The sequence below is a fragment of the Campylobacter sp. Cr9 genome, from assembly GCF_020138295.1.
GTDB lineage: Bacteria > Campylobacterota > Campylobacteria > Campylobacterales > Campylobacteraceae > Campylobacter_E.
Genome location: NZ_JACGBH010000012.1, coordinates 23,910 through 48,615, shown reverse-complemented (window position 1 = coordinate 48,615; position 24,706 = coordinate 23,910). Strand labels below are relative to the sequence as shown.

Annotated in this window: 25 protein-coding genes; 1 reads left to right on the top strand and 24 read right to left on the bottom strand. The window is 27.7% G+C overall.

Annotation, left to right across the window (positions count from 1 at the left end; genetic code table 11):
• Position 1 precedes the first annotated feature (1 nt).
• The 24 genes from AVANS14531_RS06965 to AVANS14531_RS06850 all read right to left on the bottom strand — a co-directional run bounded on the left by AVANS14531_RS06965 (position 2) and on the right by AVANS14531_RS06850 (position 23,172).
• Positions 2 to 1,720: a hypothetical protein gene (locus AVANS14531_RS06965; RefSeq protein WP_336611830.1), complete on the bottom strand. Its 1,719-nt coding sequence runs from the start codon at positions 1,718 to 1,720 to the stop codon at positions 2 to 4.
• Positions 1,721 to 1,729: 9 nt separating this feature from the next.
• On the bottom strand, positions 1,730 to 2,488 hold the full coding sequence (gene fliR, locus AVANS14531_RS06960; RefSeq protein ID WP_336611829.1) for a flagellar biosynthetic protein FliR: 759 nt from the start codon (positions 2,486 to 2,488) through the stop codon (positions 1,730 to 1,732).
• On the bottom strand, positions 2,476 to 3,183 hold the full coding sequence (locus tag AVANS14531_RS06955) for an SIR2 family NAD-dependent protein deacylase (protein WP_336611828.1): 708 nt from the start codon (positions 3,181 to 3,183) through the stop codon (positions 2,476 to 2,478). Before AVANS14531_RS06955 ends, fliR begins: the two co-directional genes overlap by 13 nt.
• Complete coding sequence (locus AVANS14531_RS06950; protein WP_336611827.1) at positions 3,176 to 3,796, bottom strand: ABC transporter ATP-binding protein; 621 nt, start codon at positions 3,794 to 3,796, stop codon at positions 3,176 to 3,178. Before AVANS14531_RS06950 ends, AVANS14531_RS06955 begins: the two co-directional genes overlap by 8 nt.
• Positions 3,796 to 4,860 (bottom strand): translation elongation factor Ts, encoded by a 1,065-nt coding sequence (gene tsf / locus AVANS14531_RS06945; RefSeq protein WP_336611826.1) that lies wholly within the window; start codon positions 4,858 to 4,860, stop codon positions 3,796 to 3,798. Before tsf ends, AVANS14531_RS06950 begins: the two co-directional genes overlap by 1 nt.
• Complete coding sequence (gene rpsB / locus AVANS14531_RS06940; protein WP_336611825.1) at positions 4,860 to 5,630, bottom strand: 30S ribosomal protein S2; 771 nt, start codon at positions 5,628 to 5,630, stop codon at positions 4,860 to 4,862. Before rpsB ends, tsf begins: the two co-directional genes overlap by 1 nt.
• A gap of 129 nt (positions 5,631 to 5,759) precedes the next feature.
• Positions 5,760 to 7,001: an ArsS family sensor histidine kinase gene (locus tag AVANS14531_RS06935; RefSeq protein WP_336611824.1), complete on the bottom strand. Its 1,242-nt coding sequence runs from the start codon at positions 6,999 to 7,001 to the stop codon at positions 5,760 to 5,762.
• Positions 6,998 to 7,675 (bottom strand): response regulator transcription factor, encoded by a 678-nt coding sequence (locus AVANS14531_RS06930; RefSeq protein ID WP_239817013.1) that lies wholly within the window; start codon positions 7,673 to 7,675, stop codon positions 6,998 to 7,000. Before AVANS14531_RS06930 ends, AVANS14531_RS06935 begins: the two co-directional genes overlap by 4 nt.
• A gap of 182 nt (positions 7,676 to 7,857) precedes the next feature.
• The gene (locus tag AVANS14531_RS06925) at positions 7,858 to 9,093 is read right to left on the bottom strand and encodes a type II secretion system F family protein (RefSeq protein ID WP_336611823.1); all 1,236 of its coding nucleotides are present in this window, start codon (positions 9,091 to 9,093) and stop codon (positions 7,858 to 7,860) included.
• 3 nt (positions 9,094 to 9,096) lie between these two features.
• A complete protein-coding gene (locus tag AVANS14531_RS06920; protein WP_239818539.1) occupies positions 9,097 to 10,791 on the bottom strand; it encodes a GspE/PulE family protein in 1,695 nt (564 codons plus the stop codon).
• A gap of 44 nt (positions 10,792 to 10,835) precedes the next feature.
• The gene (locus AVANS14531_RS06915; protein ID WP_239817015.1) at positions 10,836 to 11,372 is read right to left on the bottom strand and encodes a hypothetical protein; all 537 of its coding nucleotides are present in this window, start codon (positions 11,370 to 11,372) and stop codon (positions 10,836 to 10,838) included.
• Positions 11,369 to 12,181 carry a CDC27 family protein gene (locus AVANS14531_RS06910; RefSeq protein WP_336611822.1) on the bottom strand — a complete coding sequence of 271 codons (813 nt, stop codon included), beginning with the start codon at positions 12,179 to 12,181 and terminating at the stop codon, positions 11,369 to 11,371. Before AVANS14531_RS06910 ends, AVANS14531_RS06915 begins: the two co-directional genes overlap by 4 nt.
• Positions 12,174 to 13,001 carry an ATP-binding protein gene (locus tag AVANS14531_RS06905; protein ID WP_336611821.1) on the bottom strand — a complete coding sequence of 276 codons (828 nt, stop codon included), beginning with the start codon at positions 12,999 to 13,001 and terminating at the stop codon, positions 12,174 to 12,176. The genes AVANS14531_RS06910 and AVANS14531_RS06905 overlap by 8 nt, the downstream gene beginning before the upstream one ends.
• A 9-nt stretch (positions 13,002 to 13,010) precedes the next feature.
• Positions 13,011 to 14,654, bottom strand: a complete 1,644-nt coding sequence (gene mshL, locus AVANS14531_RS06900) for a pilus (MSHA type) biogenesis protein MshL (RefSeq protein ID WP_336611820.1) — start codon at positions 14,652 to 14,654, stop codon at positions 13,011 to 13,013.
• Positions 14,632 to 15,000, bottom strand: a complete 369-nt coding sequence (locus AVANS14531_RS06895; protein WP_336611819.1) for a hypothetical protein — start codon at positions 14,998 to 15,000, stop codon at positions 14,632 to 14,634. Before AVANS14531_RS06895 ends, mshL begins: the two co-directional genes overlap by 23 nt.
• Positions 15,000 to 15,689, bottom strand: coding sequence for a hypothetical protein (locus AVANS14531_RS06890; protein WP_239817020.1), 690 nt, complete (start codon positions 15,687 to 15,689; stop codon positions 15,000 to 15,002). The genes AVANS14531_RS06895 and AVANS14531_RS06890 overlap by 1 nt, the downstream gene beginning before the upstream one ends.
• Entirely contained in the window at positions 15,686 to 17,374 is a 1,689-nt protein-coding gene (locus AVANS14531_RS06885; protein ID WP_239817021.1) for a hypothetical protein, read from the bottom strand. The genes AVANS14531_RS06890 and AVANS14531_RS06885 overlap by 4 nt, the downstream gene beginning before the upstream one ends.
• Before the next feature lie 18 nt (positions 17,375 to 17,392).
• Positions 17,393 to 18,262, bottom strand: a complete 870-nt coding sequence (gene era, locus AVANS14531_RS06880) for a GTPase Era (protein ID WP_336611818.1) — start codon at positions 18,260 to 18,262, stop codon at positions 17,393 to 17,395.
• Positions 18,259 to 19,578 (bottom strand): HslU--HslV peptidase ATPase subunit, encoded by a 1,320-nt coding sequence (gene hslU / locus AVANS14531_RS06875; protein ID WP_336611817.1) that lies wholly within the window; start codon positions 19,576 to 19,578, stop codon positions 18,259 to 18,261. Before hslU ends, era begins: the two co-directional genes overlap by 4 nt.
• Positions 19,579 to 19,580: 2 nt before the next feature.
• On the bottom strand, positions 19,581 to 20,117 hold the full coding sequence (gene hslV / locus AVANS14531_RS06870; protein WP_239817024.1) for an ATP-dependent protease subunit HslV: 537 nt from the start codon (positions 20,115 to 20,117) through the stop codon (positions 19,581 to 19,583).
• A complete protein-coding gene (gene rplI, locus AVANS14531_RS06865; protein ID WP_239817025.1) occupies positions 20,117 to 20,560 on the bottom strand; it encodes a 50S ribosomal protein L9 in 444 nt (147 codons plus the stop codon). The genes hslV and rplI overlap by 1 nt, the downstream gene beginning before the upstream one ends.
• Before the next feature lie 165 nt (positions 20,561 to 20,725).
• Positions 20,726 to 21,208, bottom strand: a complete 483-nt coding sequence (locus AVANS14531_RS06860; RefSeq protein ID WP_239817026.1) for a DUF3972 domain-containing protein — start codon at positions 21,206 to 21,208, stop codon at positions 20,726 to 20,728.
• Positions 21,209 to 21,217: 9 nt separating this feature from the next.
• Positions 21,218 to 22,465 carry a peptidase U32 family protein gene (locus AVANS14531_RS06855; protein WP_336611816.1) on the bottom strand — a complete coding sequence of 416 codons (1,248 nt, stop codon included), beginning with the start codon at positions 22,463 to 22,465 and terminating at the stop codon, positions 21,218 to 21,220.
• Positions 22,465 to 23,172, bottom strand: coding sequence for a chemotaxis protein (locus AVANS14531_RS06850; RefSeq protein ID WP_336611815.1), 708 nt, complete (start codon positions 23,170 to 23,172; stop codon positions 22,465 to 22,467). Before AVANS14531_RS06850 ends, AVANS14531_RS06855 begins: the two co-directional genes overlap by 1 nt.
• 82 nt (positions 23,173 to 23,254) lie before the next feature.
• On the opposite strand from AVANS14531_RS06850, the gene glnA reads away from it, so the two are divergent.
• Positions 23,255 to 24,685 (top strand): type I glutamate--ammonia ligase, encoded by a 1,431-nt coding sequence (gene glnA, locus AVANS14531_RS06845; protein ID WP_239817029.1) that lies wholly within the window; start codon positions 23,255 to 23,257, stop codon positions 24,683 to 24,685.
• Positions 24,686 to 24,706 lie beyond the last annotated feature (21 nt).

Genomic DNA, 24,706 nt, shown 5'->3' with positions numbered 1-24,706 from the left:
ATTAATCTTTAAAACTTATGTTAATTGATATATTTATATCTTTTATACGATTTTTAGTACTCTTAGTGCTATTTATAATAGCTTGATTTACTGCCTTTGTTACATTCTCGCTAACTTCGCTTATATTATCATCTGAACTAACTTCAATATTATTCATTATTTCATTTTGCTTAGCTTCTTCTTTGCTTATTATAGGTTCATCTGAAGATATTTCTTCACCTAAAGCTTTTTTAATTTCAATTTCGTCTAATTCATCAAAATCGCTCACTTGCTCTTCTCCTATTTCATTTTTTTCTTTTAAATCTTCTAATTTTATCTCATCGCTAATTAAATCACTTTCTTGAATATCTAAATCATTAGCTATAATTTCTTCTTCAATATTATTATCATCTTCAAATTCTTTTAATTCGCTATCAAAATCATTTAAATTTTCAAAGCCTTCATTGTTTACATTTTCTTCATCAATATTGGCTAAATCTTCATTGAAATCTAATTCTTCGCTTAATTCTAAATTACTTTCATCTTTTAATAATTCTTCGCTTAAATTATCAAAATCTTCAGCTAAACCAAATTCTCTATTTGCTAAATCTTCATTTAATACTTCTTCATCTAAATTAAATTCATCTTCTAAATTTGATAATTTCATATCTTGATTAACATCTAAATCATCTAAACTTAAATCTTCATCTAAATTAAAATCATTATTTATTAAATCATCTTTTATTTCTAAATCTTCGCTTAAGTCTAAATTATTATCAACATCAAGTAATTCTTCATTTAAATCTAAATTTGTTTCTAAATCATCGCTTAAAATTGTTTCTTCTAATTTATCATCATCTTGCAATAAATCTTCATAATCTCTTCTTAATTCTTCAAAGCTTTCTGGCATTGAAAAATCATCTAAATTATGTAAATCATCTAATTCGTTTGATAATTCTTCATTGCTTAATTCGTTTTCTTCTAAATTATCAAATTCATTATCTAAAGCTAATTCTTCATCGTTAGAAATACCCAAATCATTTTCTAAAATATTTTCTTCTAATTCGTTATTATTTAAATCTTCTTCTAAAAAGTCTAAATTATCATCTAAAGGCTTATCTAAATTCTCTTCATTTAATTCAAAAGAATCATCTTCTGGTTCTTTACCATTATCATCGTCTAAAATATCTTCTAAAGAATCATTTTCTAAATCATCTAAATTTATTGGTTCTTCTTCAAAATTATTTTCTAATTTTTCTTCAATTTCTTCTAAAGTATCTAAATCATTAAATTCAAAATCTAAATCATTTTCTAATTTATTCTCATCTAAAAATGAAATATCTAGCTCATCGTTAATGTCATCAACTTTAAAATCTTCTAAATCAATAGTATCATTTAATAAATCAATATTTTCTAATTCATCATGTATATTTAATTTTTCTTCTTTAAGTTCATCTTTAAAACTATTTATTAAATCTATAAAATCAGTAGGTAAAAATGGCTTATGAATTACTAAAGCTTCATCGCTTGTTTCGTTTTTAGGTAACAATAATATAAGTTTTTTTGATATCTCTTTACATTTATCAATATCAATATCACACTCACTATCAGCTATTATAATATCGCACTCTTCAAGACCCTCAACACTATCTATTTCTTTATAAACAATATTTAATTTTTGCAAACTAAGACTAATCAATCTTGAAATTGCTGGATTTTTGTTTATTAATATAGCTTTCATTTCACCTTCCTAACTAATAAATAATTCAAGTTGTTTAAACACTTTCAATACTAATTCTTTAAAATAAAATAAAATTGTAGCTAAAATTGTCATCAAAACAATAAATGCGACAGTTATTTTTATAGGGTAGCCTACCACTAAAAGGTTAAATTGTGGCATAGTTTTCATAAGTAAGCCAAATACAAAATCACTAAGCATAGATATAGCAATAATAGGAAATGCCAAACTAAGCCCTATTAAATATATATCTTTTACCTCAAGCATAATTTGATTAAACCAAACATTGCTTAACATAAAATCACCTAATAAAACACTATCTAAGCTCTTAGCCCAAAACATTAAAACTAAATGATGTCCATCATAAGCTAAAAATAATAATAACGCTAAAAGTGAAATAAAATGTCCTATAATAGGTGTATTTGCACCAGTATTTGGGTCAAGCACGCTTGCCATAGAAAAACCCATAATAAAACTAATATGCTCTCCGCACATTTGCAAAATAGCAAATGTAAGCTGCAAACATAATCCTGCAATTAAACCAAAGATTAGCTCCATAACAATTGCATAGGTTATTAAATTAGGAGTTATGTTTGTATGGGCTAATGGATAAAAAAAGAAAACTAAAATCATAATAAAACTAGTTTTAATAATCACAGGAATTTGCAAATGTGAATAAAAAGGAAAAAATAAGCAAAGACCACTCATTCTTGCTAATAGCAACATAAACAAAACTATATTTTGTTCGCTAAATAATCTTACGAGTTCCATTCTTGAATAATTTGCTCTAATTCATTAATACATTCATCACAAGATTTGTAAATTACATTAGAAAATAAACTTTCATTTATATATTTATTTTTTTCTAAATTAATTAAAACATTTTTTGATTTTGCAAATCTTAGTAAATAATTAATATTTATAACTGCTCCACTTGTTCCTATAATAATAGCTAAATCATCTTCTTTAAGATTATAAAAAGTTGAATATAAATCAGTATAAAATGGTGCATGTTCTCCAAAAAATACAATGCTTGGTTTCATCATTTTGCTTTGACATTTTTTACAATTTCCGAATTCAAATTCCAAATCATCTTCAAGATTTAATCTAATTTCATCACCACAATTAACACAATGCAATTCTAATAATTTTCCATGCAAATGAATAACGTTTTTACAGCCTGCACGCTCTAATAAATCATCAACATTTTGAGTAAAATTAATAACTTCAAATCTATTTGATAATTCAGCTATTTTTTCATGCATTTTATTAGGTTTTACTTTTTTTAACTCTAGCCTTCTTTTATTGTAAAACTCATGAACTAAATCATAATTTTTAAGCCAAGTTTCATAATTACAAACCACATCTAAATCATACTGCTCCCAAAGACCATTATTATCTCTAAAAGTGCTTAGACCCGATGGAGCACTAAGCCCTGCTCCACTTAAAAACACTAATTTACCCATTACTAATCCTTAGGATATCATCGCACATTAAAGCTAAACTTTCATCATGTGTGATTAAAAATAATGCTGAATTATTATTTTTAACATAATCAATTAGCAACTTCATAGCTATTTTTGCATTGTTTGGATCGAGATTTCCCGTTGGCTCATCTGCAAAAATAATTTTAGGTTTTTTACAAAGAACTCTTGCAATGCTAATTCTTTGCTGTTCTCCACCACTTAATTCATTTGCTTTTTTGTTTAAAATATTTCTAATTCCCAAAAAATCAATAATATTTTCATCTATTTTTTGATTTGATAAAACACTTGCTAGTTCAATATTCTCGTAAGCTAAAAATCCTTTAAAAAGATAATGTTGCTGAAAGATAATTCCAAAATCATTTCTTCTTATTTTTATTCTTTCATCTTCGCTTATTTTATAAATATTATTACCTTTGTAAAAAACTTCGCCTTTATCTGGCTCTAAAAGTGTTGATAAAATATGTAATAAAGTAGATTTACCACAACCACTTCTGCCTAAAACCGCTAAAGTTTGTTGTGGCTTTAAAGTTAAATTTAAATTATCAAACAAAACGGCATCATATTTTTTATAAATGCCGTTTGCTTGTAGCATTAATTACCCATTTGAGCTGCAACTTCTGCTGCAAAATCTTCGTTTTTCTTCTCTAAGCCTTCGCCTACTTCATATTTAACAAAGCTTTCAATTACTAATTCATCTTTTAATTCAGCTGATTTATCAGCAATTACTTGTTCTACAGTTTTTTTATCATCCATTACATAAAATTGTCCCATTAATGTAAGGCGAGAATCAAGTATAGAGTTATCAGCTATAAATCTAGCCATTTGACCAGGAATGATTTTATCCCAAATTTGCTCAGGTTTATTTTGAGCTTTTAATTCAGCTTTAATGTCTTCTTCAGCTTGCTTTAAAACTGCATCAGTGATTTGTAATCTACTTGCAAATTGTGGAATTTTATGAAGTGGCTTTTTAAGGCGAACCAATTCTTCATTTTCTTTTTCAAGTTCAGCACATAAAGCTCTATATTCTGATTCTACGAAATCTTTATCTAATTCTTTATAGCTTAAAACACTTGGTTTCATTGCAGCAATATGCATGCAAAGTTGTTTTAAAAACTCTTCTACTTTTTCTTTATTTGCTGCGTTATTAAATTTAGCTTTTACGATAACACCTACACGACCATTTGTGTGTAAATATCCACTTAAAGCTTCATTTCCGCTAGCTTTTAAAGTAGCAAATCTTCTTACAACTAGGTTTTCTCCTATTGTTGCGATTTGGTTTTTTAAATAATCTTCAAATTTAGCACCATCAATAGAACTATTTAATAAGCCTTCAACATCGCTAACGCCACTTACTTGAACTTGTTCTACTGTTTTATTTACTAAATCCACAAATTTATCATTTTTAGCAACGAAATCTGTTTCTGAGTTGATTTCTACTAAACTAGCTAGATTAGCACTAATTTTAACGCCTACTAATCCTTCAGCTGCTAATCTATCTGCTTTTTTAGCTGCTTTACTTAAGCCTTTTTCTCTTAAGTATTCAACAGCTTTTTGCATATCTCCATCACACTCTTTAAGAGCGTTTTTGCAATCCATCATTCCAGCACCTGTGCTTTCGCGCAGGTCTTTTACCATAGCTGCTGTAATTTCTGCCATTATTCTTCTCCTTCCATCATAGCTTCTTCAAGAACTTCTTGCTTTTCATCTTCGCTAATTTCAGCTTTTTCAACTACTTCACCATCTTGCTCTCTTAAAGCTTTACCTTCTAGAATAGCTTCGCACATTTCTTGACAGAATAATTGAACTGAACGAATAGCATCATCGTTACCTGGGATAGGAAAATCTACAACATCAGGATCACAGTTAGTATCAATTGGTGCAACTACTGGGATTTTTAATCTATTTGCTTCTGCAACTGCAATTCTTTCTTTTACTGTATCAATTACAAAAATCATATCTGGGCGAGTTTTAAGATCTCTAATACCACCTAAATAGTCTAGTAATTTTTCTTTTTTTCTGTTTAACATTAATGCTTCTTTTTTAGTTAAAAGATTAATGCTTCCATCTTCTTGCATACTTTCAATAACTTCAAGTTTTCTGATTGATTGGCGAATAGTTTCAAAGTTTGTCATCATACCGCCTAACCATCTGTGATTTACATATGGCATTCCACATTTAATAGCGTATTCTTTAATAGCATCAGTAGCTTGTTTTTTTGTTCCAACAAATAAAATTGTTTTACCTTCAGCTGCTGCATCACGAACGATATTGTATGTATATCTAAAATATCTAATTGTTTTTTGTAAATCAATTACATAAATACCTTTTCTCTCACCAAAAATGAATTTTTTCATTTTAGGATTCCAGCGTCTTGTTTGATGCCCGAAGTGCACACCACATTCTAATAAATCTCTCATTGTAACCATAGGTTTCTCCTTAAAAAATTGTTTTTACCTCCACACCCAAATACAACTAAAGTTGCAACAAATAAGGATTGGTGTGTGTGAAATAAGCTGTTATTTTAACTATTTAAAAGTAAATATAGAGTTATTTTGTTATTTTTCTTCTTTTATTATACTTGTAAGATTGGTTATTGAAAAAATATTATATCCATTATCATGGCTATAATTTAATTTTAATTTATGAGCTTCTAAGATTGTATTTACAACATAAAGCCCTAAACCGAATGAATTTGAAGCTTTAGTTCCACCTTGCGTAAAAGGCTCAAGATAATATTCTATATTTTTTTCTAATTTTTTACCTTTATTATAAAATTTTATACTCTCTTGACAAATTATAACCTTTACAGCATTATCATCTGAATACTTAATTGCATTATCTAATAAATTTTTTACAGCAGTTGTAAATAATTTAAAATCCACATAAACTAAAAAAGTATTATCTATAATTATATTTATTTTTTCATTTTCTAATAAAAGCATTTCCTTAGCTTCGTTAAAAATATGAGTTATAGAGATTTTTTTTGGGTTTTTTGCTACTCCACTTGTGATTTGTTCTACTGCTGCTAACTCGTCAATTAATATAACCATTCTATCAAATACATTTATTAATCTTTGCTTAAATTTCGTGTCTTCAAGCATTTCAGCAGTAATTCTACCTTTTGTAATAGGAGTTTTTAATTCATGCATTATATTTCTTAAAAAAAACTGCCTTGAAGTATTTAAATCTTTAATTTTTTTAATAGCTTGATAAAAGGCATCGGAAACTTGAGAAATCTCATCGCTACCTTTACTAATATTTTCTATATTATCTAAATCATTATTTGCAAATTTTGTAATCTGTCTTTTTAGTCTTCTAATAGGTCTTAATTTTCCTATAACGAATATATAACTAATCAGTAAAACCAAGATAACAATACATAAAATAATTTGAATGCTCATATATCTATATGAATTAAAATTAGTATCTTCATATAAAAATTCTTTATCATTTGCCATAATATACAAGTAATTCTTTCCATTATTTGTAAGAATTTTACTAGTTCCTAGATTATTACTATCTTCTGCAAGTATAATTGAATCATTAATTATGTTTCTTTTATTGTCTTTACTAATTAGCTTTAATTTAAATTGCTTTTGTTTATTATTAAATTCTTCTTTTGTTATTGAATCGTTTAATTCTTGAAGTTTTAAGTTTGCTAGATAAGAGTATTTTGCATTTAGCTCATTTGAATAATTAATCTTATCATAATTAATAAGCCAAATAAACGCTACTCCTATCGTAGAACTTGCTAGTATAAAAATAAATGTTATTACATAAAAAATACTAGATTTCATTGTGTAAGCTTATAGCCAATTCCTCTAATTGCGTGAATATGAGTTGGAGTTTTGCTATCATCGCTTATTTTTTGGCGAATTCTTGAAATAATTACATCTATACTTTTATTTGAACTCTCTTCATTAATTGATGAACAATTATATATAAGCTCTTCACGGCTTACAACTCCACCTTCTTTTTTAATCAAATAGCTTAATATATCAAACTCTGCATTTGTTAGTACTAATTCTTTACCTTTAAAATAAATAGCATGTTTAAACTCATCGTATTCTAAAGTCTTGTTTGAATGTTCATTTGCACTTATTTGAATTTGCTCAAATCTTCTTAAATGAGAAGTAATTCTTGCTTTTAATTCTTTTGGATCATAAGGCTTTGGTAAATAATCATCAGCCCCTAGTTCTAAAGCCTCTACTTTATCATTTATATCATGTCTTGCTGATGAAACTATTATAGGACTTGTATGTTTTTTTCTAATCTCTTTACATACTTCAAGACCATCCATACCAGGTAAAGTCAAATCTAAAATAATTAAATCATAGGTAGTAAGATTTAATTTAGATAATCCTATATAAGGTTCATCTGCTACATCAACTTTCATATCGTATTGTTCTAAATACTCTTTTAAAATCTCTGCTAATTCTAAATCATCTTCTATCATTAATATTTTAGTCATTTTTGCTCCTTTAAAGAATTACTTTGTTAGAAATTACAATAATTTATATTCTCAAATTCCTATTTCAAATTCCGAGTAATTTTAATAATTAATTTCTAAAATATAAATTGTATAGAACTTAGTTAAATTATTGTAAATTTAAAAAGTTTTTAACCATATATAAATATGGTTAAAAATCAAAATTAGCTCTTAACTGCGCTTCCTAAATCCCACATAGGCATAAAAATACCTAAAGCAAGGAATAAAACCATACCTGCAATAAAAAGCATAAGAATAGGCTCAATATAGCTTGATAAGTTATCAATAATATTATTAAATCTTTCTTTGTAATATGCAGTTACTTTTTCAAGCATTGCATCTAGCTGACCGCTGGCTTCTCCTGCTTTAATCATTTGAATTAGCATATTTTCATATAATTCAGTTTCTTTAAAAGCCTCTGTTAAGCTAAGACCTCTTGAAATTGAAACCTTGGTTGCATTTAATTTATTTTTCATAGTTGTATTCGCTATCGTTCTAAGAGAAGTATCTAAGGCATCTGCAATAGGAATACCTGCTCTTACTAACTCAGTAAAAATTAGATTAAATCTACTCATAGTTGCAAATAAAATAATCTTACCTATTAAATAAGTCTTAAGTGCATATTTATCAACTAAAGCTTTATAATTATCATTAATTCTATAAAATCTTCTACTTGCAAATATCCCGCCTATTAAAACAGCTAAAACATATAAACCATAATTTCTTAAAGTATGTTCTATAAACAATAACGCCTTTGTTGCAGGTGGTAAATTAGCGCCTAATTGTTCAAATATTTCTTTAAATTGCGGAACAACAACAAGCATTAATATAGTAAATGCAATTGCAATTGCTGAAACAACTATAATAGGATATCTTAAAGCTTTTTTAAACTTTTGTTGATTGTCATATAATTCTTGTAAAATTTCTGCAAGTTTTTTTAAGCTCTCACCTAATTTACCAGTGCTTTCACCAAGTTTTACCATAGCTAGAGTAATATCTCCTAATTCGGCTTGAAAAGGTTCTAAAGATAAACTTATACTAAGACCTGCGTTTAAGTCTTCATAAACTTTAGAAAATATTTCTTTTACTCTTTTGTTAGCACTAGAATTTGCAACTTCTCTTACACTGTCATGAATAGAAATACCAGCACCTGCCATAACTCCTAATTGGTTTATAGAAGCTATTAAATCCGGTAGTTTTATTGTAGGTTTAAAAAAAGATAGATTTTTTAACCTATCAACTGCTCCTATAAGAGAAACGGTTTGAACTTCGCCAGCCTTTACAATACGACCTAAATTTCTATTTTTAGCTTGCTCTACTGCACTTGCTTTATTTTGTGCTGTTAGAGTTAAAACTTTCTTTTGTCCTTTACTTATATATTCAACTTGAAATTTCTTCATTTATTACTCTTTCGCAACTCTTAATACTTCATCAACACTAGTAACGCCTTTAGCAGCTCTTACAATGCCATCGTGAAACATATCAACAAAACCTTCTTCATAAGCTACTTTTCTAATCTCTTCTTTAGATGCACCAGCAGCAACCATAGATGATATTCTATCGCTTATAGGAAGAATTTCACTAATCATTTCACGACCTGTATAACCAGTCTGAGAGCATTTAGGACAGCCAACAGGCTTATAAAATTGTGGGCTTTCTACTTCGTGTAAATACTTTTCTATTCTTGAATAAAAATTATCAGGTATTTTAGTAACTTGCTTACAAGCAGGGCAAAGTTTTCTTACAAGTCTTTGCGCTTCAATAGCAGTTAATGCACCACTTACCATGTAAGGCTCAACCCCCATATCAACAATTCTAGTCACAGCTGATACAGCATCGTTTGTGTGAAGAGTTGAAAACACTAAGTGCCCTGTAAGTGCTGCTTGTATAGCAATAGTAAGAGTTTCAGCATCCCTAATCTCACCTATCATGATAATATCAGGGTCTTGTCTTAGAATAGATCTAAGCGCCGCAGCAAATGTAAGTCCTGCTTTTTCATTAACATGAACTTGCTGAATTAAATTAAGTTGATATTCAACAGGGTCTTCAACTGTAATAATCTTAGTTTCTACACTCTTCATATCATTAAGTGCTGCATAAAGTGTTGTTGTTTTACCACTTCCTGTTGGACCGGTTACAAGAATAATACCATAAGGAGCGTGCATTGCAGCTTGAAATCTTTCAAGATTAGTTGGGTGCATACCAAGATTGCCTAAACTAATCAAAATTTTTGATTTATCAAGAATCCTTAAAACTATACTTTCACCATTGATTATAGGCAGTGTTGAAATACGAAAATCATATTCTTTATCTAAAACCCTTGCTGAAAATCTACCGTCTTGTGGTTTTCTTTTTTCTGCAATATCCATATTTGATAATAATTTCATTCTTGAAACCATCGGTGGATAAATATCTTTATCAAATATAAAAATCTCGGTTAACATACCATCAATTCTTCCACGAACAATGCAGTTAGTTTCAGTTGGTTCTATATGAATATCACTTGAACGATTTACTATACAAGTTCTAAGAATTACTTCAATTAGTTTTAAAATACCCGAACTATCCTGATCTCCTCCAGAAGCCATTGTAGGATCAGAACTTAATTCTTTTCTAATATCATTGATAATATCTTTTATACTTTCGTTTAATTGAATTTTACTTAAATATCTCTCTATTTGAGCTGGATTTGCAACATAATTTTTAACTAATTTTCTATTAAATAAATGCTGAACCTTATCTTGTGCTTCTAAATTAAACGGCTCTTTATACGCTACATAAAGATTTATTTCATCTTCTTTGAAAGGTAAAAAACCAAAATTTGATAATACTGAATATTGAATTTTCTCAGAAATCTTATAGTTTATATCTACTGAATCTAAATCTATATATTCAAATCTTAATTTTTGAGCTACTTTTTCTAAAAAATCTCTATTGCTAATCTCAAAATACATAGCAATATCATCTAAACTTATTCCATTTGACCTATATAAATCCATCAATAAAGATTCTAAGGTGCTCTCATCTAATATACTTTTTAAATATTGTAATTTTTCTTCTGGATTTTCATAAGATGAAATAGTATCCTTTAATTCCATCTTTCTTCTATAAACTAAAACTCCTAAACGATCTACAAATTCCATTACCAGTACTCTTTCACATCTAAAATTTCATTATTTAAACTTTTTATTTTAACAACCATTTTTGTAAATGGCTTATCTTCTTTTAAACTTAGTTCATATATTTTATCATTATAGCTAAAAATATATTTATCATCTTGTTTAGTATAATTTTGACTAATATAATCATCGTAAATATCTGATAAAATATAATCACATTTAGGTAATTTAATAGCATTTATATTTAAACCATCTACCAAGGCAGAATGTAATAATTTTTTCTTATACAAAATTGTAGAATAATACACAGCATTAGCTCTTGCTTCTTTAGAATTTCTTAAAGCTATAATTACTGCTGATAATTTATTTATATAATCAGACTTTAAACAAGCAATGGCATATAAATTTAATAAACCATCATCTTTATTTTTTATAGCTATATCATAAATTGAATTATTACACACTTTTGAATATTCTTTATTTGCAATTGCTTTATTAATATCAGCAATATTAATAGCAAAGCTTTGAATAGCTATTATTAAGAATAAAAATTTTTTCATAATTGACCTTTTTTGATTAAATCTAAAGCATCTTTTATTTTTTTAGAATTACTATTTTTTAAATAATTATTTAAAGAATTAATAGCTTGTTCTTTAAAACCTAATTTGTAACTTGATTTAGCAAATAATATCCAGCTATCATCATTTTTAGGATTAATTTTATTTGCTGTTAAAGCCCAATCTCTTGCATCCTTATACTTAGCCTTAGAATAATATGTATTTGCAATATCTAATGCAAAATAAATGCTATTTGTCTCTGCAAATTTAAGTTTTAAGTATTCTAAATCATTTAATTCTTCTTTAGCATCTAATGTTTTTGTATTCAAATCAGTAATTACAATATTACCTGTATTTACTATTTTAGGTATTGCTTTTATTATCTGCTTTTGTGGTGTTTCTTGAGATTTTTTTAAAGTTGAATTCTTAACATCGATATTCATAATGTTTAAAGTTAAAATTTCATCACTATTATCGTCAATCATTTTATTTTCTTTAACCACAAGCTTTTCTTCTTTTATAGGTTCTATTATTTTATTTTCAATTTTTGTTTTACTTTCAAGTATTTTCTCTTTTTCAACTTTTACTTTTTTTTCATCTATTTGTCTTTTAATCTCTTGATTGCTTTTTTTAACATTCATTTCAAGTTCACTAGCACCTTTTGAATATGCATAAAAAATAATAGATAAAAGAATCAATACAAAGAAAATTGCCAACAATACATACAAAATAAAATATTTCTTTTTCTTTTTTTTGTTTGTATATGCAAGCCATTTATTTTCAAGCTCTATAACTTCATGTAAATTAAGCATGTAATAAACCTTTATCAATTGCAGCCATTTCTAAAACTTTTTCATTAATTTTAGGGTTATTAAATTCACTAAATCTTTCTTGCTCATAAAATTCATATATTTCAAAAGCTTTATATAATAACATATTTACAGTTCTTAGATTACCTTTTGTAATTTGATAAATGAACTTATAATTTTTGCTATTAAAAAATCCTTTATCTAAACCATTTTTTAAAGTTTCTAATTTTTTGTCTATGTATGTTTTAATTTCATCTTCACTAGATTCGCTAAGCTCAATACTTTCCCAAATTCTAGTTGTAAAGTGCTCTTGCGCTAATATGTCTTCATCTGCTATTGTTTTATGTACTGTAAATAAAAATTTAAACATCCTAGTATCTGATAATAATCTAATTTTTTCTAGCAAAATATTAGGATACATTTGAGCTTCATCAAGCATTATCATATAGCCATCATATTTTAATTCTTCTGGGGTTTGAGTTATTTTTGATTTAAATATATTTAAAAAATCTTCATATTTTTCAATTTCAATATATTCATTAAAAATTTTTTTATGTAGTTCCGTATAAAATCCTGATTCTGAGTAAAATGGCTGCTCTAATAATATAATTTTTTTATTTTTTTCTTTCAAGTCTTTTTCAATTTTATGCAATAAAAATGTTTTGCCACAACCTGGTTTTCCATAAAATAATACTAATTTTAATGGTTTTTCTAATGAAGTGATAATCTTATGATAAGCAATCTTAGATTTATCAAGATTAATAAATCTAAGACTTTCTAAATTATCTATAAATAATTCTTTTGCTAATGTATATTTATTCAAAACAAGCCTTTATTCAGCTTCATTTACTGAATCAAATTCTTCTGCTTTTTGTTTAAATACATTTTTGGTTGCAGTTGGTTTTAAATCTTCTTTATAATCAATTGCTAAAGTATATCCTAAATCTTCTAAAGATTTTTTAATATCTTCTTTATCTTTAGTAAAATCAACTATATGCGGAGTTATAACAAATACAAGCTCTGCTTTATCTTTAGATTTTTCTTTTGAACCAAATAATTTACCTACTAAAGGAATATCTTGTAAAACAGGAATTCCATTCTTTTTAAATGTATCTGAATCAGTTATTAAACCACCTAAAACAATAGTTTCGCCATCTCTTACTTGAACAACTGTTGATAATTTCTTTTGTCTTGTATCAGGTGCAACTTCTCTATAACCTTTAGCGCTATTTACCCTAGAATCTTCTGGACGTAACAACTCACTAATGCTTGGGTTAATTCTTAGCATAATCTTATTATCATCTGATATTTCAGGTAAGATATTTAATAAAATACCTACGAAAATTGATTTTTCTTCATCTGCATCACCGGTACTACCACTATCAGTTGTTGTGCTACTTCCTTTAAGTTTATAATTATAAGTATTACCTACTGTAATTAATGCTTGTTGATTATTTAATGTAGCTATTTTTGGACTTGAAACAACTTTAACATCTCCACTTTCTTTAAGAAAATTTATCATACCTGTTAAATTAACACCCATATTTAAAGCTATATTTTCTTTTCCAAACCATCTACCATTATGACTCTTACCAACAGTAAAACCTGTAAAATTAGCACTTTTATCTCTTATACTACCTGTTCCACCAAAGATAACATCATTTGGAATTATGCTTGAAATTCCTTGACCTGGTAACAATCCTGTCGTATCAAAACCTAAATTAAACTGAGTCCAATCTATACCGGTTTTATGTGATTTGTTTAGACTTACTTCAATAATTGAAACATCAATTATTACTTGTTTTTTAAGTGATTCTTGAACTTGATTTAAATATACTTCAATTCTATCTAATATTTCATTACTTGAAGTAACAGTTATTAAACCTGCATTTGAGTTAATCGTAGGCGGAACAATAGGAATATTTTGTCCTGAGTTTTGAACAATATCTGATATTTCTTTACCTATATTTTTCCAAAAATCAAATTCTTCTTTAGTCTCAATCATGTTGTCACTATCAGAGCTTGAGCTAGAATTTGAACTACTACTATCACTGCTTGAAGCTTGAGATTCAACATTTGCCTTAGTAATTGCACTACCTTTACGAACTGAGGTGATATAATCTAATTTAAAAGTTTTTGTCTGAAGACCTTGAATTTTTAAAATATTATTTGCAAATTCATAATCTAAACCTTGTTCTTTTATAAGTAAATCAAAAACATTATTAATATGCATATTTTTAATACTTATTCCATCTTGTCTTGTATTTAAAATATTCTTAGAATAAGAATCCTTATAAACAACACTAAAATCACAAACTTTTGATAATTGATTTATAATTTCATATGCTGATGTATCTTCTTTATTAACCTTTATATCAAAAGCTCTTTTTGAACAATCTGCTGCATTCAAAGAACTTGATAATATTAATGCTGTACTTATAGATAAAACTGTCTTATTTAACATTGATTTTAACATACTGATTATCCTTTAAATTAAGTTCTATATAATTAATTGAATTAGAAAGTCCTACTCTTTCTTTATTGATACTTACAACTCTATAACCTGCTGCAATTGCATCATTTAATCCATACCACTTTTGATTTATTTTCACTCTTTTATCAACTATAGCATGTAAAGTAAAAGTAATAACTTCATCTGATTTAATCTTATCTTTATAAAATGGGTCATTAGTTTTAACTATTTCACTATATTCAATAGTATCTCTAATTTCCACTAATTCACTAAATTTCTTATCTATTTCAGCTCTTGTCATAGCAAATAAAGCTTGAAAGCAAATAAGTATAAAAAATATTTTTTTCATTAGTATTTAATCCCCCATATTGAGATTTTAATATCTGCTTTAATATCACTAGTATATTTTACTTCAGAATTATTTGTTTGTTCATTTGATTCATTGTTAATATTAATTTTATCAAGCTTTAGCATATTAACATCAACAACATCGATTGATTGCTCTAAACTATTTACAAACTGTAAAATATTTTGGAATTTACCTACAATTGAGAAATTAACATTAAACACTTCTTCAACTTTTTGGCTTACTAAATCATTAACACTGCTATTTACATCACCTAAAACTACATTATATTTTCTTGAAATATCATCAATTTTAGCCATAAATTCAGACCAATTTTTTTGATTATAAAGAAGTCTTGAAGCATCTCTTAATTTTTCATCAAAATATAAATTCTCTGCATCAACTTCTTTCTTTCTTTTATCAACACTCATTATTTCTTGTGTTAATCTTTGAATTTGTGAATTTTGTCTTTCACGCTCAATAAAATCATCAAGTTTTTGCAATTCTGCTTTTGCATTATCTAACTTTTGTGTTTCGGTAGCTACATATTCTTCAGATGATTCATAAGTATAATCATAAATTAAATATCCAAACAGCATAAGAAATAAAAAAATAGTCATATAAAATACATTACTATTTGGTTGTTTCTCATAGTAGCTATCTATTTTATCAAATAAACTTGCTTGTTTCATTTTAATATCCTTATTACGATATTGCTTTCATATTCTTTTTCTTTATCTTCTGAATTTAAGAACTTAATTAACACATCTCTAGACTCTATTGTATAAGTATCATCAGCTCCTATTTCTTTTAAAAACGCAGTTACACCGCTAGTTGTTCCTTTTAATCTTAAGTTAATAATTTTATCGTTAAAAGTAATATTTGTAACTTTAATATGGCTTGAGTTTAAAATATTAGCTAATTTTACTGAAGCATTTGCTTTTGATAAATAATTAACCTTTTTATCATGTATATTATTTAAAAGCTCGTATCTAAATGAAAGAGTTCTTTCTGCCTCATTAGTCCTATCTCTTAAGTCATTTAATTGTGCTTGTAAGCTCTTAATCTCATTATCAATTCTTTCATACTCATTTTGTCTTGGTGGTATTTTTTCTGTTATCTCTTTTGTTTCAATTTCTAATAATTGACCTATTACATAATTATAAACAGGATAAATACTAGCTAAAATAACTATCGCAAGAATAGATAAGATTAATTTTCCCGAATACCTTTTAGCAAAAGGTGGTGGTCTTAAAAACATTGATATATTAAATACATCATTAGGTAATTTTAATTGTTCATTAGCTCTTAAAAAACTTAATAGTACAAAAGGATTAATCCTTAATTCTCCACCTTCCTTTTCTGGAGTACTAGTAAATTCTGAAGGCGAATTAACTTCTACGGTAAAATTTCTAATGTTTTTAAATAAATCATATTTAATTTTATGGATATTAACAAATTCTGTAACTTCTAAACTATTAATTCCAACTACAACTTTATTATTTAAAAGCATTTCAAGAATTTCATCATCATTTATGTTTTTAAAATTAGCAAATAATACTTCTACTTTTTTTAAGAAATTTTGACTTAATCCTATATCCGTTCCAACAAAAACTTTACTTATTGTAGCTTTGTCTAATTGAGCTGTTTTTAGAATAATTGCTAAATTTGAAGTTAAAAATTTAAATGCATCACCTAAAATCTTGTTTAAAGAAACTCTTTTGGCATCATCAATATGATCAAATCCATACTTAGATAATTCATTTAAGAACATATGCTCAGGAATTCTTTCTCCTAAATCATGAGAAAAACTACTATGCAACATATCGATACTTAATTTGCTAAGTATTTTATAATTAATTAGTTCTCCATCTTTATAAACAGTAAGCGTAGCATAAGTTTTATGAAAATATATGAATACTTGAACTCCATCACCTTCAATTATTTTACTTGTATAATAATTTTGATACATAAGAGGTTCCATATCAATATAATCAATATATTGTAATTTGTTTGCAACCTCTTTAAATTCTGATTCAATTTTTTCATTTTCTACAACAAATACATTATAAACTGTATTTATTCCCATACTTGCATTAGAAATACTATAAGAAATCTTATATTCCTTTTCTATATCCAATTCAAGTAACTCATAAGTTTTATTTGTAATTATACTGATTTCATCCTCTTCAGAACCATTAGGAACTTCAACAGAAACATACTTTACATTATCACCCGGCATATAAGTGATATTATAAGCTGAGCTAGCTCTTTCTTTAACTGTTATTTCGCTAAGGACATTATCAGCAAGTTTATAGAGTTTTTTGGTGCTTGAATCATAAGCAACTATTTCTCTTTTTTTCGCTGTTTTAGCCATATAAATACCTCTAAAAATTTATTGTTTTAAGCCTACTTTTTTCAAAAAGTTCTCATTATCATACCATTTTTTTTGAACTTTTACAATAAGCTTTAAATTGGTTTTTAATAAAAATAATTCAGAAATTCTCTTTCTTGCAACTATTCCTATACGCTTAATAGTATTAGCGTCACGGCCTATTAACATTGCTTTATGATTTTCTGAATCTGTAACAATATCTGCATAAATTGTTAAAGAATTATCCTTTTCTATAACTTTACTAATCAAAACTTCACAACAATATGGTAATTCATCACTTAAATTTTGATAAATACTTTCTATGATTAATTCTTTAATAACATCTTTAGTATTTTTATCAGTTGTATATTCAGGATCAAAAAAATACGGATGTTCTGGCAAATACTTGATAATTTCATCTAATAATTTAGTTTTATAAAATTTATTTTTTGAAGTATAAGGAATAATATTTGGAACTTTTTCTAAAGCATTAAACTCACTTAATTTTGCTAATAGTTTTTCTGGCTCTATTAAATCAACCTTATTTAAAACCACTAAATGCTCTACTTTAGGCTTTAATTCTAAAAATTTTTTATACTCATCAATTTTATCAAAAACACTCATAACAAATAAAATCAAATCGCATTCATCTATACTTTTTTTTGCTGCTTCGATTAATAATTGATTAAAACTTTTATTGCTTTCATGAAGACCTGGAGTATCCACTAATACAATTTGATTTTCTTTATGCATTATGACTACATTCATTTTTCTTCTTGTAGCATTTTCTTTATGTGATACTAGGCAAAGATTTTCGCCTAGTAATGAATTAATCATAGTGCTTTTTCCGGCATTTGTTCTGCCAACTACACTTACAAAACCACTTTTCATAAGATGTATCTTGCTATATCTTGATTTTCTATGATACTGCCTAATTTTTCATCTACTAATTTAGTATCAATTACACAATCTTTACCTTGATATTTATCACACTCGTATGAAATATCTTCAACTAATTTTTCAATAACAGTATGTAAGCGTCTTGCACCTATATCTTCCATGCTCTCATTAGCTTGAGCTGCAATTTTAGCAATTTTTTTAATAGCATCATCTTCAAATACTAAATTAACACCTTCGGTTTCTAATAATGCTTTATATTGCTTTAAAAGTGAATTTTTTGGTCTTGTTAAAATCTCATATAATTCATCAGCTCCTAAACTATCAAGCTCTACTCTTAATGGAAATCTTCCTTGCAATTCAGGGATTAAATCACTTGGCTTACTTAAATGAAATGCACCGGCTGCAATAAATAATATATGATCGGTTTTGACATTACCTAATTTTGTATTTACAACACTACCTTCTACAATAGGTAATAAATCTCTTTGAACGCCTTCTTTGCTTGGGTCTTGTCTATTTGAGCTACCGCTACTTACTGCAACTTTATCAATCTCATCAATGAAAATAATGCCTTCATTTTGCACTCTTCTTAAAGCTTCATCTTTAATACTTTCATTATCTAATACACTATCGGTTAATTCACTTTCTAAAACTTTTCTAGCATCTTTTATTTTTAGTTCTTTTTTGATTTTTTTATCAGCAATACCGATAACTTTTACCATTTCTTGCATACTTGCAAGTTCTGGTGGTAAATTTGGATTTGTTTCAAGTGAGCGTTGGGTTACAAAAATTTCTATAACTCTATCTTCAAATTCTTTATTTCTTAAACGCTCTTTCATTTTCTCTAAGCTTGTTTCATATTCAGCTTGTTTTTCTTCGCTCACTCCTTTTGGTAAAGGTGGTAATAATTTTTCTAATATTTTATTTTCTACTAATTCGCTTAATTTTGTTTTGTTTTTTTCTAAATGTTCGTTTTTTACCAAGCTTAAAGCTGCATTTGCAAGATCTCTTACCATACTTTCAACATCACGACCAACAAAGCCAACTTCTGTATATTTACTAGCCTCTACTTTAATAAAAGGTAAGCCCATTAATTTAGCAATTCTTCTTGCAATTTCTGTTTTACCAACACCTGTGCTTCCTATCATTAAAATATTTTTAGGAACAACATCATCTTGCATAGCTTCATCAAGCTTTAGTCTTCTATATCTATTTCTTAGAGCTATTGCTATAATTTTTTTAGCTTTTTCTTGACCTATTACATATTCATCTAAAAATTCAACTATTTCTTTAGGTAACATCTGCATTATTAATCCCTTAATTCATAAGTAGTTATATTAGTATTTGTATAAATACAAATCTCTCCTGCTATTTTAAGACTTTCTTTAACTAGACTTAATTCATCAAGATTTGCATGATTGTGTAATGCTCTTGCAGCACTAAGCGCATAAGCTCCGCCACTTCCAATAGCACAAATACATTCATCTTGCGGAACAACAACATCACCTGTTCCACTTAATAAAAATATTTGTTTTCTATTTAAAACTATCATCATAGCTTCAAGTTTTCTTAAGTATTTATCTTTTCTCCATTCTTTAGAAAACTCAATAACAGCTCTTTCTAAATCACCTTTTTTACTTTCAAGCATTTTTTCAAACATATCAAATAAAGTAAAAGCATCAGCAGTGCTTCCTGCAAATCCTGCCAATACCTTTCCTTCATAAAGCTTTCTAAGTTTTACAGCATTACCTTTTAAGACGGTGTTACCAAAGGTAACTTGTCCATCTCCACCAATAACTGAAGCCTCTTTGCCTTTATAAGCTAATATCGTTGTAGCGTGAAACATTAAGCACCTTTAACTACTACAACAAATTCAGCAACAATGCCATGACCTAATTTCGCACTAACTTTGTATTCGCCTTCTGCTTTTATTGAATAATCTTGTATGCTTTTTTTATCAAGCTCTAGATTATATTGTTCTTTAATAGCTTGTGAAATTTCATCTTTTGTAACTCCACCAAACAATGCTCCATTAGCTCCTAATTGTTTTTTAACGATTACTTTTTTATCAGCTAAACTCTCTTTTAATTTATTCATTAATTCAAGTTCGTATCTATCTTGCTCTTCTTTTTTCTTTACATCACTTGCATGTTTTCTTAAAACTTCTGTGCTAGCAACTTTTGCAAAACCTTTACCGATTAAGAAATTTTGTCCGTATCCATCTTTTACTTCTTTTACTTCTCCAGCTTTTCCTAAGCCTTTTACATCTTTAATTAATAGTACTTTCATTAATTCTCCTTTGATAATAATGTAGATTGTAATAAAAAAAGGTATTTTTTAACAAATTTATATAAGTTTTTATAGAATTTATTTTTCAAATTCCTATTTCAAATTCTTTTTGATATTTTATTAAATGGTATAAATAATAAAAACATTAAGCTAAAATTAGCTTAATTATTCTTTATTATCCTTTTGATAATTTTCTACAGCTTTATTCCACATTAGCTTATATTTACGCTTTAAATATTCTATCTCTTCTCTAGCGTCTTTTAATTCAGCATTTAAAGTATCAATTATTTTTCTATCTTCATCATAAAGTTCTTGCATAGAATAAAGTGCTTCCTTTAAAAAAGCATTTTCTCCCCTTAAAACATCTAGCGTTTCATCTTTTGCATCTAATACTTTTTCGTGAAGATTTAAAATAGTTCCAATAGTTTTTTCTATAAAATTACCGGCTGGTGTATTTGCAATATCTTGAACTTCAATGTTTTTATCCTTAACAGGAACGATAGCAAAAGTTCCTGCATTTGCTTCAATTAAAAGTCTATCGTTTTCATATTTATGTTTTAAAGAACCACTTTTAACCATAGCCATTACAACTTCTTCATTTAAATGAACTAATTTACAAAATTCACTAAGTTCAAGATATGTTTGCATTTTTATCCTTTATGCTCTTAAAAAACTAAACTCTGGTAATAAAGATGGACTTAAAATCTCATTTACATTACCGCTGTGTAATTCAATAAATTCTTTTTTATTTTCATTTATAAGTTTTTTAAACTTACAAAAATATTTATCATCACGCTTATAAATTTCGCCTATTTCATTGCTAACAAGCTCAATTTTTGCATTTAAAGGTGCAAAAATTTCATACTCAAAACCTGTTTTAATAACACCTTTACTAACAATGCTCTTACCATTTTCGCTAAATCCATGAACTTGCATAGTTCCTTGCATTATAGAAGTTTCGTGATTTTGGGTATCTTCTTTTTCATAAGGTCTTGCCATTAAATATCCATCTGTAAAACCACGAGATTTTAAGGTATTTAATTCATCATCATATTTTTTAGCATCAAATTGATTATTTAAAGTATCAAGAACTGCTTGTTTATAAGTTCTAGTAGCACATGCTACATAATACTCACTTTTAGTTCTTCCTTCAATTTTAAAAGCATTTATGGCGTTTTTTTCCATAATTTTATCTATATAATTAGCTAATTTTAAATCTTTTGAATTGAAAATATGAGTTCCTAAATCATCTTCTACAACTCTAAATAAAGCATTGTTTTCTGGGTTTTTAGCATACAACTCATAAGGAAATCTACAATCATTCGCACAAGCTCCTAGATTCGAGCGTCTGCCACTTTGAACTGCTGAGATTAAACATCTTCCACTATAAGCAAAACACATAGAACCATGAACAAAAGCTTCTATTTCAATATCTGCATTTTTTGCTATATCACAAGCGTCTTTTAAGCCTAATTCTCTAGCAATTACAACTCTTTTTGCTCCTAATTCTTTATAAACTAAAGCATCTTCATAGTTTAAAATATTTGCTTGAGTGCTTACATGTATAGGAATATTTGGTGCAATTTCTCTTGCTAATTTCATCGCACCTATACTAGCAATTATTAAAGCATCTGGCTTTAATTCAGCAAGCAATGCTAAGTGTCTTTTTAGCCCTTCAATTTGTGCGCTTACATGAAAACCATTCACAGTTGCATAAACTTGCACACCCCTATCATGAGCATACTTAATACCTTCTGCAAAGCTAGTTTCATCAAATTCCTTAGCAGCACGAGAACGCAAAGAAAACGATGAAAGCCCTGCATAAACAGCGTCAGCACCATAATTTACAGCAATTTTTAATTTTTTTAAATTACCTGCTGGAGCAATTATTTGTGGTCTTATCATTATTTTTTACCTAACGATGCAATTAATGCTTCAATATCATCGTTTGTTACTAAATCAGCCGTGTTATCACCTTCAATATGAACAGCACTACTAACTCTTTTCTCATCATCAATTCTACCCTCAAACAAGCTATTCATATATTTAGACAATGCTCTCATAACATTTATAACACGCTCAATCTTTTGTCTATGAATATCTTGGTATTGCATAGCATCCATTGCCATCATAGCTTCATCTTGACCCATAGCTAAATTATCTAACGCTTCATCAATGCTTGATAATTGATTTTTACAATCTTCTAAAGCTTCGCTAAATTTATTAACATTAGGAAACTTTTCATTTAAAGTTGTAAATAAATCAACTTGATTTTGAACTGACTTTTTAAATGTTTTTATAATCTTTTCAGCAGTTGCAAAATAATCCATCATTGTTTCAATTTTTTCAAGTAACTCAGTAGCCTTAACTTCGCTATCACGAGTAACATCATCTAATTGATTTACAACTTTGTGATCTTCTGTTGGTGGTGGTGGCGGCCATGATTTTCTTGAATCTGGTCTATATGATTTGTATTCTTCTTCTAAAGCTAAATCTTCATCTTCTATCTTTACTTCTTCTTGGATTTCATTAGCTTTTGGTTCATCAATGATTTCATCATCAAAATCATCAAGACCCCCCGCCATTAAAGCGTCTAATTCTTCTTGCGTCATTATTTTCTTCCTTAAAATAATACTTAATTAAAAAATATTAGTTAAAATCATAGCCTAACAAATCTAACTTAAGGTTAAAAAAATGGCTAAATTTGTAAATAATGTTACCGAATTCTTTGATTTTTGTATAAGCAATGAAATTAAGTTTGTAGATTTTAGATTTACTTCTCTTGATGGCACTTGGAATCATCATACCTATACAATGAAAAGCGTAGATGAAGATGTTCTTAAAAACGGAATACCTTTTGATGCAAGTTCATATAAAGGTTGGCAGCCTATTGAAAAAAGCGATATGATACTAATCCCTGATGTTACAACAACTTTTATTGACCCATTTACAAGCGATAATACCGTTATTGTAATTTGCGATATTTTTGATGTTTATAAAAATGATTTTTATGAAAAATGCCCTAGAACAATAGCAAAAAGAACACTAAAAATGCTAGATGAAAGCGGTATCGCTGATAAAGCTTATTTTGGAGCTGAGAATGAGTTTTTCATCTTTGATGATGTAAAGATTGTTGATACTATGAATCATTCTATGTATTTAATAGATACAGAAGAAGGCGAATGGAACGATGCAAAACACTACGATGATGCGTATAATACAGGTCATCGCCCTAGAAGAAAAGGCGGTTATACTCCAGTGCCACCAGTAGATAGTATGCAAGATTTAAGAGCTGAGATGGTTCAAGTATTAGAAAGAGTTGGGCTCGAGTGCTTCGTTCATCATCATGAAAACGCACAAGGTCAAGGCGAAATCGGAGTTAAGTTTAATACCTTAGTAGAAGCTGCTGATAATGTACAAATCTATAAATATGTTGTAAAAATGGTAGCTCATCTAAATGGTAAAACAGCTACATTTATGCCAAAACCACTTCATCTTGATAATGGTAGCGGAATGCATGTTCATATGAGTTTGTTTAAAAATGGCAAAAATTTATTTTATGATAAAAGCGGCTATGCAGGACTTAGCAAAACTGCAATTCATTATATAGGCGGTGTTTTAAGGCATGCAAGAAGTGTAACAGCATTTACAAATCCTACTACAAATTCTTATAAGAGATTAATACCAGGCTTTGAAGCTCCATCAATTCTAACCTACTCTTGCCAAAATCGCTCTGCAAGTTGTAGGGTTCCTTATGGAATTAATGAAAAAAGCGCAAGAGTTGAAATGCGTTTCCCTGATAGCTCTAGCAATGTATATTTGGCATTTTCATCAATGCTTTTAGCTGGTCTTGATGGTATCAAAAATGAGCTTACAGCAGCAGGTCCTATGGATGAAAACTTATTCAAACTAAGCCTTGATGAGATTAGAGAAAAAGGCATAGAGCAATTACCACACACTTTAAGAGGTGCTTTAGAAAGTCTTATTCGTGATAATGCTTACTTAAAACCTGCATTTACTGATGTTTGCATACAAGATTATCAACATATGAAGTTTAAAAATCAAGTTTGGCCAGTAGAACAACGCCCTACTGCTTATGAGTTTAAGACAACTTATTCTTGCTAATTTTTATAATTCCTATTTCAA

Bases quoted from the DNA above. Each gene is read 5' to 3' on its own strand.
- AVANS14531_RS06965 (WP_336611830.1), bottom strand. From the start codon at position 1,720: ATGAAAGCTATATTAATAAACAAAAATCCAGCAATTTCAAGATTGATT.
- AVANS14531_RS06920 (WP_239818539.1), bottom strand. From the start codon at position 10,791: ATGGAATTAAAGGATACTATTTCATCTTATGAAAATCCAGAAGAAAAA.
- AVANS14531_RS06885 (WP_239817021.1), bottom strand. From the start codon at position 17,374: ATGGCTAAAACAGCGAAAAAAAGAGAAATAGTTGCTTATGATTCAAGC.
- AVANS14531_RS06910 (WP_336611822.1), bottom strand. From the start codon at position 12,181: ATGCTTAATTTACATGAAGTTATAGAGCTTGAAAATAAATGGCTTGCA.
- AVANS14531_RS06950 (WP_336611827.1), bottom strand. From the start codon at position 3,796: ATGCTACAAGCAAACGGCATTTATAAAAAATATGATGCCGTTTTGTTT.
- AVANS14531_RS06890 (WP_239817020.1), bottom strand. From the start codon at position 15,689: ATGAAACAAGCAAGTTTATTTGATAAAATAGATAGCTACTATGAGAAA.
- tsf (WP_336611826.1), bottom strand. From the start codon at position 4,860: ATGGCAGAAATTACAGCAGCTATGGTAAAAGACCTGCGCGAAAGCACA.
- hslV (WP_239817024.1), bottom strand. From the start codon at position 20,117: ATGTTTCACGCTACAACGATATTAGCTTATAAAGGCAAAGAGGCTTCA.
- era (WP_336611818.1), bottom strand. From the start codon at position 18,262: ATGAAAAGTGGTTTTGTAAGTGTAGTTGGCAGAACAAATGCCGGAAAA.
- AVANS14531_RS06925 (WP_336611823.1), bottom strand. From the start codon at position 9,093: ATGAAGAAATTTCAAGTTGAATATATAAGTAAAGGACAAAAGAAAGTT.
- glnA (WP_239817029.1), top strand. From the start codon at position 23,255: ATGGCTAAATTTGTAAATAATGTTACCGAATTCTTTGATTTTTGTATA.
- AVANS14531_RS06850 (WP_336611815.1), bottom strand. From the start codon at position 23,172: ATGACGCAAGAAGAATTAGACGCTTTAATGGCGGGGGGTCTTGATGAT.
- AVANS14531_RS06895 (WP_336611819.1), bottom strand. From the start codon at position 15,000: ATGAAAAAAATATTTTTTATACTTATTTGCTTTCAAGCTTTATTTGCT.
- hslU (WP_336611817.1), bottom strand. From the start codon at position 19,578: ATGCAGATGTTACCTAAAGAAATAGTTGAATTTTTAGATGAATATGTA.
- rpsB (WP_336611825.1), bottom strand. From the start codon at position 5,630: ATGGTTACAATGAGAGATTTATTAGAATGTGGTGTGCACTTCGGGCAT.
- AVANS14531_RS06935 (WP_336611824.1), bottom strand. From the start codon at position 7,001: ATGAAATCTAGTATTTTTTATGTAATAACATTTATTTTTATACTAGCA.
- mshL (WP_336611820.1), bottom strand. From the start codon at position 14,654: ATGTTAAAATCAATGTTAAATAAGACAGTTTTATCTATAAGTACAGCA.
- AVANS14531_RS06915 (WP_239817015.1), bottom strand. From the start codon at position 11,372: ATGAAAAAATTTTTATTCTTAATAATAGCTATTCAAAGCTTTGCTATT.
- AVANS14531_RS06955 (WP_336611828.1), bottom strand. From the start codon at position 3,183: ATGGGTAAATTAGTGTTTTTAAGTGGAGCAGGGCTTAGTGCTCCATCG.
- AVANS14531_RS06855 (WP_336611816.1), bottom strand. From the start codon at position 22,465: ATGATAAGACCACAAATAATTGCTCCAGCAGGTAATTTAAAAAAATTA.
- rplI (WP_239817025.1), bottom strand. From the start codon at position 20,560: ATGAAAGTACTATTAATTAAAGATGTAAAAGGCTTAGGAAAAGCTGGA.
- AVANS14531_RS06860 (WP_239817026.1), bottom strand. From the start codon at position 21,208: ATGCAAACATATCTTGAACTTAGTGAATTTTGTAAATTAGTTCATTTA.
- fliR (WP_336611829.1), bottom strand. From the start codon at position 2,488: ATGGAACTCGTAAGATTATTTAGCGAACAAAATATAGTTTTGTTTATG.
- AVANS14531_RS06930 (WP_239817013.1), bottom strand. From the start codon at position 7,675: ATGACTAAAATATTAATGATAGAAGATGATTTAGAATTAGCAGAGATT.